The following is a 12,805-nucleotide window of genomic DNA, read 5'->3' as shown; positions in this document are numbered from 1 at the left end:
TTCCGCCATTCGCCGCACGCCTGGCGGTGCCGCGCCCGGGGGCTTCTAGACTGCCCGCCATGTCTTCGCCGTCCCGCCTGAGCCGCTGGCTCGCCACCGACTGGTCGCAGTGGCTCTACCCCGGCCCGCGCCGCAGCTTCACGCCCGAGGAGATGGCGCGCGGCGGCAGCCAGCCCTGGCCGGTCAACATCGACCACTATGTCTACGTCAACCTGATCGTGCTGCTGGCCGTCAACACGTCCATCCAGCGCCAGTGGGTGTGGGTCTGGCCGGTGGTGCTGGGCCTGGGCTGGGCCACGCTGGCCGTGGCCCGCTGGCTGTGGCGTGCGCCCACCAGCCGGCGGCTCAACCTGGCTTGCTGGGTGGTCGCCCTGCTGGTGCTGGCCATCGCCATCGGGCTGATCAAGACCGGCATGCGCGACCAGATGGATGCCCAGTTCCCGCTCATGCTGGCCATCATGACGTCGGTGGTGTCGGCCTGGTGGCTGCTGACGCTGTTCCGTGTGCAGCAGATCAGCGCCCGGCTGCGCGAACTCGACGAGCAGGACGCGGCGCTGCGCCTGTCCACTCGCTTGGCGGCCGCGCAGATCCAGCCGCACTTCCTGTTCAACACGCTGGCCTCGCTGCAGCACTGGGTGGACACGGGCGACGCGCGTGCCGCGCCGCTGCTGCGCGACTTCACCGGCTACCTGCGCGCCACGCTGCCGATGTTCGAGCGCGAGCAGCAGCCGCTGGCCGACGAGATGGCCATGGTGCAGCGCTACCTGGCCATCATGCAGGCGCGCCTGGGCAAGCGGCTGCGCTACACGCTGGACGTCGCGCCCGACGTGGCCGCCACGGAGCTGCCGCCGGGCCTGGTGCTGACGCTGGTGGAGAACGCCATCGCCCACGGCATCGAGCCGCAGCTGGGCGGTGGCCACATCACGGTGCGAGCCGCGCGCGACGGCACGGCCGTGCGCATCCAGGTCGCCGACGACGGCCCCGGCCTGGCGCCCGGCTGGCGCGACGGCGTGGGCCTGGCCAACACGCGCCGCCGGCTGCATCACGCCCAGCCGCTTGCCACGCTGGCGCTGACCGACCACCACCCCGGCTGCCTCGCCACGCTGACCCTGCCCTGCCCATGAACCTGACCGCCCTGATCGCCGACGACGAAGAAGCCCCCCGCGAACAACTGCGCGCCGCGCTGGCCCGGCTGTGGCCCGAGCTGCAGATCGTGGCGGCCAGCGCCAATGGCGTGGAGGCCTGGGACGACTGCCTCGCCCATGAGCCGGCCATCGCCTTCCTGGACATCCGCATGCCGGGCCTGACCGGGCTGGACGTGGCGCGGCGGCTGGCGGCGCTGGCCACGCCGCCGCTGATCGTGTTCGTCACGGCCTATGACGACCACGCGCTCGCCGCGTTCGATGCCGGCGCGGTGGACTACGTGCTCAAGCCCGTGGACGACGCCCGGTTGGCTCAGACGCTGGCGCGGCTGAAGGCCCGCGTGCAGGCCCAGGCGCCCGCGACGGCGCCGGACACCGCCGCGCTGCAGCGCCTGCTGGCCAGCCTGCCCCAGGCCCGGCCGGTGCCGCGCCCCATCCAGGCCAGCCTGGGCCGCGAGGTGCAGCTGATCCCGCCCGAGGAGGTCCTCTACTTCGAGGCCGATGCGCGCTACACCCGCGTGGTGCACGAGCGCGGCGAGGCGCTGATCCGCACGCCGCTGCGCGAGCTGCTGGCCCAACTGGACCCCGACCAGTTCTGGCAGATCCACCGCAGCGTGCTGGTCAACTGCCGCTGCATCGCCAGCGCGGTGCGCGTGGACGAAGGCACCATGGTGGTCACGCTGCGCGGGCGGGAGGAGAAGCTGCCGGTCTCGCGGCAGTTCCAGCCCCTGTTCAAAGGCCAGTAGAAACCCTGGCCGAGCGCCGCGGGCGGCTCCGCACAATCGCGGCCTTTATCCCCAAGCTTGGGGATTCACGCCGCCCACGGATCGCCGATGACCCCGTCCCTGCCCACGCCGCGCTTCGACCACTTCTATCGCCACGACGAGCTCACCGCCCTGCTCTTCGCCTACGCCGAGGCGCGGCCCAACCTGGTATCGGTGCGATCCATCGGCAAGAGCTACGAAGGCCGCGACATCTGGGTCGTCGTGGTCACGAACCTGGCCAGCGGCATGGACATCGACAAGCCGGCGCTGTGGGTGGACGGGAACATCCACGCGGCCGAGCTGACCGCCTCCACCACCTGCCTGTACTACCTGCACCAGCTGCTGCAGCTGCATGGCGGCACCTCGCCCGAGGCCGTGCAGGTGAACCGCCTGCTGGACACGCGCACGCTGTACCTGGTGCCGCGCCTGAACCCCGATGGCGCCGAGCTGGCCCTGGCAGAGCGCCCGCGCCACATCCGCAGCTCCACGCGCGCCTACCCCTACACCGAGGAGCCGGTGGACGGCCTGACCGTGGAGGACGTGGACGGCGACGGCCGCATCCTGACCATGCGCGTGCCCGACCCGCATGGCGGCTACAAGAAGCACGCCACCGAGCCGCGCCTGATGGTGCCGCGCGAGCCGGGCGAGTTCGGCGGCGAGTACTACCGCCTCATCCCCGAGGGCTTCATCAAGAACCACGACGGGCTGACCGTGAAGGTCAACCCCGACCGCGAAGGCCTGGACCTGAACCGCAACTTCCCCGGCGACTGGCGCCAGGAGTTCCAGCAGCTGGGCGCCGGCCCCTACCCCACCAGCGAGCCTGAGGTGCGCGCGATGGTGGACTTCATCACCGGCCATCCCAACATCGGCGCGGCGCTGAGCTTCCACACCCACAGCGGCGTCATCCTGCGCCCCTGCGGCACGCGCAGCGACAAGGACATGACGCCCGAGGACCTGTGGCTGTTCCAGCAGTTCTCGGCGCTGGGCGAGAAGCACTCGGGCTACCCGGCCATCAGCATCTACGAGGACTTCCGCTACCACCCCAAGGACGTCATCACCGGCACGCAGGACTGGGTCTACGAGCACCTGGGCGCGCTGTTCTGGGTGGTGGAGCTGTGGTCACCCAAGAAGGAGGCCGGTGTGGACGACAGCACCGGCTGGATCGACTGGTACCGCAGCCACCCGGTGGAGGACGACCTCAAGCTGCTGAAGTGGAGCGACGAGCAGTGCGGCGGCCAGGCGCATGTGGACTGGAAGCCCTTCCAGCACCCGCAGCTGGGCGCGGTCGAGATCGGCGGCTGGGACAAGATGAACTACTGGCGCAACCCGCCGCCTGCGCTCCGCGAGCGCGAGGCCGCGCGCTTCCCGGCCTGGATGACGCAGATCGCGATGAGCCTGCCCAAGCTGGAACTCATCCGCACCGAGGTGCGCGCGCTGGGCCCCGACATGTGGCGCGTGCGCCTGGCCGTGGCCAACGCCGGCTACCTGCCGGCCTACGTGACGCAGCGCGCGCTGGAGCGCAAGACCGTGCGCGGCGTGATGTTCGAGATCCACATGCCCGGCGGCGACCCGTCGATCAGCCTGGTCAGCGGCAAGGAGCGCATGGAAGGCCCGCAGCTGGAAGGCCACGCGCCCAAGCAGAGCCAGTTGGCCTTCCTGGCCAACAAGCAACCCACGGCCGACCGCGCCGTGGCCGAGTGGGTGGTGCGTGCGCCGGTGGGCACGCGGCTGGCGCTCAGCGCCAGCGCCGAGCGGGCCGGCGTGGTGCGGACCGAGGTGGTGCTGGACTGATCAGCTGACGGGACGCTCGTTTTCCTGCGCGGCCAGCAGCGCCTCGCGCCACAGCCGCGCGGGGATGAAGGTGCGCAGCTGCTCCATGGCCTTGTCGACCATCGCCGGGTGCAGGCCATGGTCCAGGTGCGGCAGCAGGTCGGCCGTCACGTCGGCACCCAGGTCCACCAGCGCCTGAGCCGCATCCACCACATGGCGGGACGGGAAGCGCTGGTCCGCCAGCCCGTGGACGAGGTGCACACAGACGTCCTGCGGCGCATGGCCGGGCCGGGACAGGTAGCCCCCGGCCAGCGCCAGCACGCGGCCGGCCAGCGCGGCCTCGGCCTGCACCGCCTCCAGCGCCAGCAGCGCGCCCTCGCCCACACCGGCCAGCGCCACACGCTGCCACGGCAGGCCCAGCCGGGCGGCTTCCGCCCGCAGGCGCTCGATCAGCACCGGCAGCGCCGCCGCCACGCCCTCGGGGCTGGGCGCGCCCCCCGCCCACCAGCGGCAGCGGCCTTCGCCATCCCGCAGCGGCGGATGCAGCGTCAGCGTGACGGCACTGGGGTACTGGGCTTGCAACGCGGCCGCCAGCGGGGCCAGCGTGTCCGGGCCGTCGGGGGCGATGCCGCCGTCGGGCAGCAGGGCGAACAACAGGTCGGGTTGGCCGTGGGCATCAAGCGAGTTCATGCTTGACATTGTCAACCGCAGCGAGAACGCCATGGCCGAGGCGCCAAAGCTCCGGAGCGCGCACTGCTCGTCGCGGCCTCCCCATCACAAGTTGTTGTCACGTTGCAACAATCGTGTGCCAATGCGCTGCACGGCGCGATGACACCAAACCAAGTCGGGGCTCAAGGGCACCAAGCCAAGCACTTGACGCCCCAATACGCAGCAAAAACAAGGTTTTGACGCGTCAGTAAAGAACGTGCCGCAAGTAACGCTTGTCAAGGGGTGCATGCCTGCCTTCTTCGCGCGAGAAGAGCAAAGCAAACTTTCGGCATGTCTTTTCACCTTGACCTGACGCCCATGAAATCTTCTCGACACTTTCCCAAGCTAGCAGTCACGTTCACTGCGCTTGCAGCGCAAGTCTTGTGCTTGCAAGCCGTGGCGCAATCCGGCACCCAGCAGCTGGAACGCGTTGAGGTGACGGGCTCGAACATCAAGCGCATCAGCAAGGAAGGCAGCTCGCCGGTCGACGTGATTTCCGCCAAGGAAATCTCCACATCCGGTGCCAAGAACGTGCTCGAGCTGCTGCGCACCCTGGTGCCAGCCATCGGCAATGACGGCTATCTTGACACCCCCAACCAGAACGGTTTCTCGCGCGGCGTGTCGACGGTCTCTCTGCGCAACCTGTCGGCCACGTCCACGCTGATCCTGCTGAACGGCCGCCGCATGACGCCGTCGGCCTACGCCAACCCCAACAACGGCACGTCGACGCTGTACGACCTGAACTCCATCCCGGTCTCGGCGCTGGCGCGCGTTGAGGTGCTGAAGGATGGTGCCTCCGCTGTCTACGGCTCTGACGCGATCGGCGGCGTGGTCAACTTCATCACGCGCAACGATTACCAAGGCATCGAAGTCAAGGCTGTGGCTGGTGCCAACGGCAAGAACGAATACCAGAAGGGCAGCGTGAGCGGCACCTTCGGTATCGGCGACCTGGCGGTCAATGGCTATAACGTCATGATCGGCGGCGATCTCTCCGTCAAGGGGCGCAGCATGGTCGGCGACAACACGGACGCCGGCATCATGGCTGCTGACTACCGTGCTCTGAACCTGCGCCGCGGCCCCTACGGCAGCTTCTCGTCGGCATCGCCCTTCTTTACACGTGAGGGCACGTCGGGCGCGCGCAACTTCTCGCAAGCCAGCGCGGCCAACATCGTCAATCGCGTCAACTGCCCGACCTCGCAGCAGTTGAACGTCGCCACGGCTGACGCCACCAAGTTCGGCTTCTCGACGGCGGCCTCCGCTGCCGGCCTGCTGAACCGCACCTTCTGCAACTACGATCTCGACGCCTTCAACGAGATGCAGAACCCCGGCACGGATGCCAGCCTGCTGGGCCGCGGCACGCTGGCCGTCAGCGACAGCATCACTGCCTTTGGCGAGTTCGCTTACAGCCGCAGCGAGCGCAAGTACTTGGCTGCGTCCCGCACCATCAGCGGCCTGTCGCCCACGAGCAACTTCCTGTTGGGCGGTGCAGGCGTGGCGCCCAGCTTCCAGGCCATCCTGGAAGTCGGCCACCCCGACAACCCGTTCCCGACCTCGCGCGCTGCCGTGCAGATGCGTTTCGAGAACGTTGCGGGCGGCAACAAGCTCGTGAACGAGGGCTACCGTGCGCTGGCCGGCGTCAAGGGAACAGCCTTCGGCAACTGGGATTGGGAATCCGCCGTGCTGTGGAACCGCTCGGATCGCAACGAGACCAGCTACGGTTTCCTGCGCCTGCCGGTGCTGCGCCAGATGCTGGGCCCGCAATCCGGTGGCACGAACCGCTCGCTGGCTTCGATCGCAGCCGACCCGGACCTCTCCCGCCCGCTGCTGAACAAGGGCGAGGCCGAAATCCTGCAGTGGGACGCCAAGGTCAGCACCGAGTTCGGCAAGCTGCCGGGCGGCCCGATCGGCATGGCCGCCGGTGTCGAACTGCGCCGCGAGTCGATCGAGATTACGCCTGCTGCGGACACCGCCGCTGGCAACATCCTCGGCCTGGCCAACACCGCCGTGACGGGCTCGCGCGACGTGAAGTCGGCCTTTGTCGAGTTCCGCCTGCCGGCGCTGAAGTCGTTGGAAGTCGACCTGGCAGGCCGCGTCGACAAGTACCCCGGCATCAAGACCAACTTTGTGCCCAAGGCCGGTTTCAAGTGGACCGCAACGGACATCCTCAGCTTCCGCGGCACGTATGCCGAAGGCTTCCGTGCCCCGGCCGTGTCTCAAGTCAGCCCGGGTGGCGCACAGTTCTTCGTGAACGGCCTGCAGGATCCAATCCGCTGCAACACGAACGCGGACCCGCAGGTGCCGTTCCCCGGCGCTGAAGCTGCCGACTGCAACAAGAGCGTGTCAGGCCAGGGTGGTGCCAACCCCGCGCTGCGCCCGGAGACGGCCTACAGCTCGTCCTTCGGCTTGGTGGTTTCGCCGACCCAGGGCGTTGATTTCGTTGTGGGCTGGTTCAAGATCCGCAAGAACGGCGAGGTCGCACTGGGCAGCGCTCAGGACGTCGTCGACCATCCGGAGCGCTACCCTGTGGGCTCGCTGATCCGTGACACCAACCCCGCACTGCTGCTGAACGGCCAGCCCGGTACCGGCCCCCTGCTGACTGTTGCCACGCCGTGGACCAACCAGGGCAGCACGATGGTGTCGGGCATCGACTTCGAAGCCAAGGTGTCGACGAAGGTCATGAATGGCGCCGTCAAGTGGACCAACTCCCTGAACGGCACCTACACGACCAAGTACGAACGCATCGAGCAACCGGGCTACCCGTCCAACAACTTGGTCGGCACGCGTGGCGGCCTGTGGGACTGGGCGACGTCGGCTGGCGACATCCCCCGCACGAAGTTCCGTTTCTCGACGGCCTTTGAGACGGGTGCCCACAACGTGGTCGGTGCGATGAACTACGTGAGCGGCATTTCGCTGATCCGCAAGCAGTACGGCCAGCCGGACGGCACGATGCGCGAGTACTCGGGACTGACCTGCCACTACGGCAACGTCACCAACCCGGCAGACCTCGTTGGCGCCAATCCGCTGACAAGCCGGAGCCAGGTGGGCCAAGCCCCGACTGCCACCAACGGTCGTGACCTGTATCTGAACCGCTTCCCGGGCTGCGCCGTGTCCAGCTGGACGACCTTTGACTTGAGCTACTCCTACACGGGCTTCAAGAACCTGACCCTGGCTTTCAACATCCAGAACGTCATGGACGAGAAGGCCCCGTACGATCCGGGCGCGACCTATCTGGGTCACAACACGGGTCTGCACAATGCGTTGGGCCGCTACTTCACGGTCTCGGCGAGCTACAAGTTCAAGTGATCGATCGGGCTGCACCAGCAGCCGCATCAAAAAAGGCACCACTCGGTGCCTTTTTTTTATGCGTGCGCGAACCTTGTGACGGCATGCCGCGTACACCGGCCGTGGCTCGCGTCCTGGTCAATCCGACGCGACGCCATGGCCGGCGATTCAGCTCCGCCGCCCTCAGATCTTCAACATGAACGGGTTGAAGTTGGTGTCACGGTCGTAGTAGTCCAGCCCCTCGGCCCGCTTCAGGAAGGTGACGAAGCGGGCCGTGACCGGGAAGAGCACGGCCTCCCACACCAGCTTGAAGCAGTACTGCGCCACGAACACCGCCAGCAGTTGCTCCTGCGGCCAGATGCCCCAGAAGGCGATGGTCAGGAACAGGCCGGTGTCCAGCAGCTGGCCCACCGCCGTGGAGCCGACGATGCGCGCCCACAGGTAGCGACCGTTGGTGGCCACCTTCATCTTGGCCATCACAAAACTGTTGGCGAAGCTGCCGGCAGCGAACGCGATCATGGACGCAGCAACCACGCGCCAGGTGTTGCCGAACATGGCCTCGACATGGGCCTGGTAGCCGTCCATGAAGGCGTTCTGTGCCGGCGGCAGGTGCACGATCACGAAGGCCATGAAGGCCGCGAACAGCAGCGCGCCGAAGCCCGCCCACACGACGCGCCGGTCGCGGCCATAGCCGTACACCTCGGTCAGCACGTCGCCAAAGATGTAGCTGATGGGGAAGAAGAACAGGTCGGCCCCGAAGGTCACTGTGCCCAGCAGCGGCAGCTCCAGCTGCGCCGCCTTGGCCGGCCCGATCAGGTTGGCGCACAGCAGCACGCAGACGCAGGCCGCCATGATCAAGTCGTAGTACTTGAAGCTGCGGGGCGGAGAAGCATTCATACAGGCGATGCCTTCAAGCGGAGTTGACAGGGTCGCGTAGCGTACCTGCCCCGCAAGCGGCACCCGCAGCACCGGCCTTGCCGGGCTGAGGCCGGCAAAGCCGGTGGGCTCGGGCTACTTCGTCAGCCGCAGCAGCGTCTGGTGCAGCTTGGGCGTGTCGATGGGCTTGGTCAGGAAGTCGTTCATGCCCGCCGCCAGCGCATCGTCGCGCTCGGAGACCAGCGCCGCCGCCGTCAGCGCAATGATGGGCAGCTCCTCGGCCGAGAAGTGCTTGCGCAGCTCGCGGGTGGCGTCGTGCCCGCCCATGACGGGCATCTGCACATCCATCAACACGATGTCGAAGGGCTTGCCCACGCTGGCCGCCGCCAGCACGGCCTCGATGGCCTGCCGGCCGTCGCTGGCCTGCGCCACCTCCATGCCCCACTGCTCCAGCTGGGCCACGGCGATCAGCATGTTGACGGGGTGGTCTTCGGCGATCAGCACGCGCCGGCCATGCAGCGCGTCCGGCACGGCGCGCGTCTCGCGCGGCTGGTGGGCCATGGGCGCGGGCGCGCCGGGCAGCGGCAGCTCGGCCCAGAAGGTCGAGCCCTCGCCGACCACGCTGCGCACGCCCACCTCGCCGCCCATCAGCGTCGCCAGCTCGCGGCAGATGGACAGGCCCAGCCCCGTGCCGCCGAAGCGCCGCGTGGTGGACTCGTCGGCCTGCGTGAAGGGCTGGAACAGCCGCGCCTGCTGTTCGACGGCGATGCCCGGGCCGGTGTCGCTGACCTCCACGCGCACCCACTCCCCCACGCTGCCCTGGCTGTTGCAGGGCAGTGCCTTCACGCTGACGGAGATGCCGCCACGGTCGGTGAACTTCAGCGCATTGGTCAGGTAGTTGGACAGGATCTGGCGCGTGCGCAGCGGATCGCCGAACACCCAGCTGGACAGGCCCGGGTCGATCTCCACGGCAAAGCTCAGGCCGCGGGCCTGCGCCAGCGTCAGATAGGCCAGGCGGATGGAGCCCAGCAGCTCGCGCAGCGAGAAGGGCTGGGTCTCCAGCGTCAGGCGGCCGGCCTCGATCTTGGACAGGTCCAGGATGTCGGAGATCAGGCCCGACAGGCTCTCGGCGCTGTCCATCATCTGGTTGAGGTAATCGCGCCGCTGGGTGTCGCTGATGTCGGGCTGCTGCGCCAGCCGCCCCAGGCCCAGCAGGCCGTTGAGCGGTGTGCGGATCTCGTGGCTGGTGTTGGCCAGGAAGGCGCTCTTGGCGCGGTTGGCGGCCTGGGCCTCGTCCTTCGCGTGGGCCAGCTGGTCTTCCACGCGGCGGCGCTCGGTGATGTCTTCGATGATCCAGATCGTGCCGCCCCGGCTGGGGTGCGCCGGGTCCACGACCTGGGCCAGCAACCGGGCCAGGAAGGTGGAGCCGTCGCGGCGCCGCATGGTGCGCTCGATCTCGACCTGCTCGCCGGCCGCCAGCGCCGTGCCCAGCTCGCCGTCCATGGCCTGCCAGTCCTCCACGCTGGGCCAGACCACGCTGCCATGCTGGCCGATCAGCGCGCCGCGCGTCCAGCCGAACATAGCCTCCACACGCGGGTTGGCCAGCACGAACTGCTGGTCACGCGTCAGCGCGATGCCGATGGACGCGTTTTCCAGGATGGCACCGTGCACGAGGCGCGTGCGCTCGCTCTCCGTCACATCGCGTGCGTACAGCACCAAGTAGTTCTGGCCATCCATCGCGAACGGCGCCACCGACACCAGCATGGACACCGTGCTGCCGTCCTTGCGCCGGAAGCTGATGGGCACGTTGCTGGCAATGCCGTCGCGGCGCACGGCCTCGCGGATGTGCTGCCGGTCCTGCGGGTGGTGCCAGATGCCGATGTCGTCGGCCGTGCGGCCCAGCACCTCGGAACTGCTCCAGCCCGTGAGGTGCTCGAAGGCCTTGTTCACCATCGCGTAGCGGCCGGTCTCGGCCTCGGTCAGCGTGATGACGTCGGGGCTGGTGGCCACCAGATGGCTCAGCAGGCCTTCGCTGCGGCGCAGCGCGTCCTGCGCGCGGCTCTGCTCGGTCTGGTCGGTGAAGAAGGTCAGCGTGGCCGGGCCCGAGGCCGTCTCCACGCGCACGCTGGTGGCCTGCACCAACCGGCGCCGACGCGACAGCGTGCGCAGCCGGTACTCGGCCATGGGCTGCATGGCGCCGGGCGCCAGGCCCTCCAGCCGCGCGGCCTGCTGGCGGGCGGTCTCGTCGTCGCCCGGCTCGTAGTGGCTGAACAGGTCCTGCCCGATCATGCTGGAGCGCTGCGCGTAGCCGAACATGGCCATGGCCGCCGGGTTGGCGTCCACCACACGGCCCCAGCGGTGCAGCACCAGCGGGCTGGGCGAGCGGCGGAACAGCTCGCGGTAGCGGGTCTCGTTGGCATGCGCGGTCTGCTCGGCGGTGACCTCGTGCGTCACGTCGCGGCCCACCCCCCAGTAGCCGCGGAAGTTGCCCTGCGCATCAAAGCGCGGCTCACCGCTGATGGACACCCAGCGCGGGCTGCCGTCCAGGCCCGTGCGGCGCGCCACCATGCCGTGGAAGGGGCGGTGGGACTCGAGGTCGGCGCGGTGGGCGTCGAGCTCGTCATCGTTCAGCCCCATGCCGTCGATCTCCCACGGCGTCTTGCCCAGGCGCGAGCTCAGGTCCAGGCCCGAGCTGCCGGGGCGCTCCTCGGCCACATGGGTGAAGCGGAACTCGCGGTCCATCTCCCAGTACCAGTCCACCGCCATGCCCAGCAAACCGCGAAAGCGGGCCGTGCGCTCCTCCGCCTCGGCCAATGACCGCTGCACCATGCGCAGCAGCCCGAAGCCGGCGATCAGCCCCGCCCCCAGCAGGCAGAACTGCACCACCGTGCGCAGCAGCAGGCTGTTCATGGCCATGGGATGGGTGGACCAGCCCATGGCCTCGGCGGCCGCCATGCCGGCCAAGCCGGCGCCAGCCAGCACCGCCAGCAGCAGGCCGGCGCGCAGCCCCAGCATGCCGGTGGCAAAGGCCACCACGGGCCCGGACAGCGCCAGGCTCAAGGCCCACAGGCCCAGGTCGCGCGACCAGGCCACCACGGCCGGCAGCGCCGTCACCAGCGCCATCATCAACAGCGCCACCACCGGCCGCGACGCGTGGCGCGCGCTGCGCGACAGCACCAGCAGTCGCGCAAACGCCAGCAGCGAGATCAACAGCGCCAACGCGGGCGGCAGCCAGCCGTCCAGCCACTCGCCAGGCTGGCGCGTGTGCCACAACAGCCCCGCCACCGGCAGGAACACCGGCCCGCAGGCCAGCAGAAAGATGCGCGCGGCATGCCAGCGCATGCTGGTGGCCAGCCGCTCGCGCTGCTGCTCCGCCGGCTCGGCGTGGCCAACGAGGCTGCTGAGGTGCTCGACCTCGCCGCGGCGCATGCTCAGCGCAGGCTCTGCCGGGTGGCCTCGGCCACGGCGCGGGCGCGTTCGGCGAAGTCGGCCCCGTTGCTGGCGTACAGCACGGCGCGCGAGGAATTCACCACCAGCGGCGCGTCCCGGCCCGCAGCCTGCACGACCGAGGCGGCATCACCGCCCTGCGCGCCGACGCCCGGCACCAGCAGCGTCAGTGTGGGCGCCAGCTCGCGCACCCGGGCGATCTCGGCCGGATACGTGGCGCCCACCACCAGGCCCAGCTGGCCGTTGCGGTTCCACTGGCTCTCGGCCAGGTGGGCGAGGTGCTCGAACAGCCGCGGCTGGCCCGGCACGTCGGCCAGGCGCTGCATCTGCCAGTCGTCGCCGCCCTTGTTGGACGTGCGGCACAGCAGGATGGCGCCCTTGCCCTCGTAGGCGAGGTAGGGCTCCACGCTGTCAAAGCCCATGAAGGGCGACAGCGTCACCGCGTCGGCCTGGTAGCGCACGAAGGCCTCGCGGGCGTACTGCTCGACCGTGGAGCCGATGTCGCCGCGCTTGGCGTCCAGGATGACGGGCACGCCGGGCGCCACATCGTGGATGTGGGCGATCAGGCGCTCCAGCTGGGCCTCGGCGCCATGCGCGGCGAAGTAGGCGATCTGCGGCTTGAAGGCGCAGACCAGGTCCTTGGTCGCGTCCACGATGGCGGCGCAGAAGTCGTAGAACTTGCTCGCATCGCCCGCCCAGGCGCCCGGCAGCTTGCCCGGCTCGGGGTCGAGGCCCACGCACAGGCGGGAATGAGGGGTCAGGGCTTGGAGCTGGTGGACGAAGTTCATGTCAGTGGCGGCCCCGGGCGCAGGCGGT

General features: G+C 69.1%; 8 protein-coding genes. 4 read left to right on the top strand and 4 right to left on the bottom strand.

From position 1 onward, the window contains the following. The first annotated feature begins 59 nt into the window (after positions 1–59). The 3 genes from NYO99_RS13670 (at position 60) to NYO99_RS13660 (ending at position 3,697) form a co-directional block, all read left to right on the top strand. Entirely contained in the window at positions 60–1,124 is a 1,065-nt protein-coding gene (locus NYO99_RS13670; RefSeq protein ID WP_268167768.1) for a sensor histidine kinase, read from the top strand. Continuing rightward, positions 1,121–1,888: a LytR/AlgR family response regulator transcription factor gene (locus tag NYO99_RS13665; protein ID WP_268167767.1), complete on the top strand. Its 768-nt coding sequence runs from the start codon at positions 1,121–1,123 to the stop codon at positions 1,886–1,888. The genes NYO99_RS13670 and NYO99_RS13665 overlap by 4 nt, the downstream gene beginning before the upstream one ends. A gap of 87 nt (positions 1,889–1,975) precedes the next feature. Beyond that, positions 1,976–3,697 carry a M14 family metallopeptidase gene (locus NYO99_RS13660; protein ID WP_268167766.1) on the top strand — a complete coding sequence of 574 codons (1,722 nt, stop codon included), beginning with the start codon at positions 1,976–1,978 and terminating at the stop codon, positions 3,695–3,697. On the opposite strand, the gene NYO99_RS13655 is transcribed toward NYO99_RS13660, so the two are convergent. Further along, positions 3,698–4,366, bottom strand: coding sequence for an alpha/beta hydrolase family protein (locus NYO99_RS13655; RefSeq protein ID WP_268167765.1), 669 nt, complete (start codon positions 4,364–4,366; stop codon positions 3,698–3,700). Between the two features lie 399 nt (positions 4,367–4,765). Between NYO99_RS13655 and NYO99_RS13650 the strand changes: the two genes are divergently transcribed. Next, positions 4,766–7,687, top strand: coding sequence for a TonB-dependent receptor plug domain-containing protein (locus NYO99_RS13650; protein WP_268167764.1), 2,922 nt, complete (start codon positions 4,766–4,768; stop codon positions 7,685–7,687). A gap of 162 nt (positions 7,688–7,849) precedes the next feature. Here NYO99_RS13650 and NYO99_RS13645 read toward each other — a convergent pair whose 3' ends face one another. From NYO99_RS13645 to pyrF, 3 genes are all read right to left on the bottom strand, one after another. Beyond that, complete coding sequence (locus NYO99_RS13645; RefSeq protein WP_268167763.1) at positions 7,850–8,563, bottom strand: queuosine precursor transporter; 714 nt, start codon at positions 8,561–8,563, stop codon at positions 7,850–7,852. A 114-nt stretch (positions 8,564–8,677) separates the two neighbouring features. Then, the gene (locus tag NYO99_RS13640) at positions 8,678–11,971 is read right to left on the bottom strand and encodes a PAS domain-containing hybrid sensor histidine kinase/response regulator (RefSeq protein ID WP_268167762.1); all 3,294 of its coding nucleotides are present in this window, start codon (positions 11,969–11,971) and stop codon (positions 8,678–8,680) included. Positions 11,972–11,973: 2 nt separating this feature from the next. After that, a complete protein-coding gene (gene pyrF / locus NYO99_RS13635; protein ID WP_268167761.1) occupies positions 11,974–12,777 on the bottom strand; it encodes an orotidine-5'-phosphate decarboxylase in 804 nt (267 codons plus the stop codon). Positions 12,778–12,805: the final 28 nt, after the last annotated feature.

It is taken from the genome of Roseateles hydrophilus (assembly GCF_026712245.1).
Classification (GTDB): Bacteria; Pseudomonadota; Gammaproteobacteria; order Burkholderiales; family Burkholderiaceae_C; genus Pelomonas; species Pelomonas hydrophilus.
This window is presented reverse-complemented; position numbering and strand designations above follow the sequence as displayed.

Excerpts from the sequence above, each read along its gene's own strand:
- NYO99_RS13670 (WP_268167768.1), top strand. The coding sequence starts at position 60 with ATGTCTTCGCCGTCCCGCCTGAGCCGCTGGCTCGCCACCGACTGGTCG.
- NYO99_RS13665 (WP_268167767.1), top strand. The coding sequence starts at position 1,121 with ATGAACCTGACCGCCCTGATCGCCGACGACGAAGAAGCCCCCCGCGAA.
- NYO99_RS13660 (WP_268167766.1), top strand. The coding sequence starts at position 1,976 with ATGACCCCGTCCCTGCCCACGCCGCGCTTCGACCACTTCTATCGCCAC.
- NYO99_RS13655 (WP_268167765.1), bottom strand. The coding sequence starts at position 4,366 with ATGAACTCGCTTGATGCCCACGGCCAACCCGACCTGTTGTTCGCCCTG.
- NYO99_RS13645 (WP_268167763.1), bottom strand. The coding sequence starts at position 8,563 with ATGAATGCTTCTCCGCCCCGCAGCTTCAAGTACTACGACTTGATCATG.
- NYO99_RS13640 (WP_268167762.1), bottom strand. The coding sequence starts at position 11,971 with ATGCGCCGCGGCGAGGTCGAGCACCTCAGCAGCCTCGTTGGCCACGCC.
- pyrF (WP_268167761.1), bottom strand. The coding sequence starts at position 12,777 with ATGAACTTCGTCCACCAGCTCCAAGCCCTGACCCCTCATTCCCGCCTG.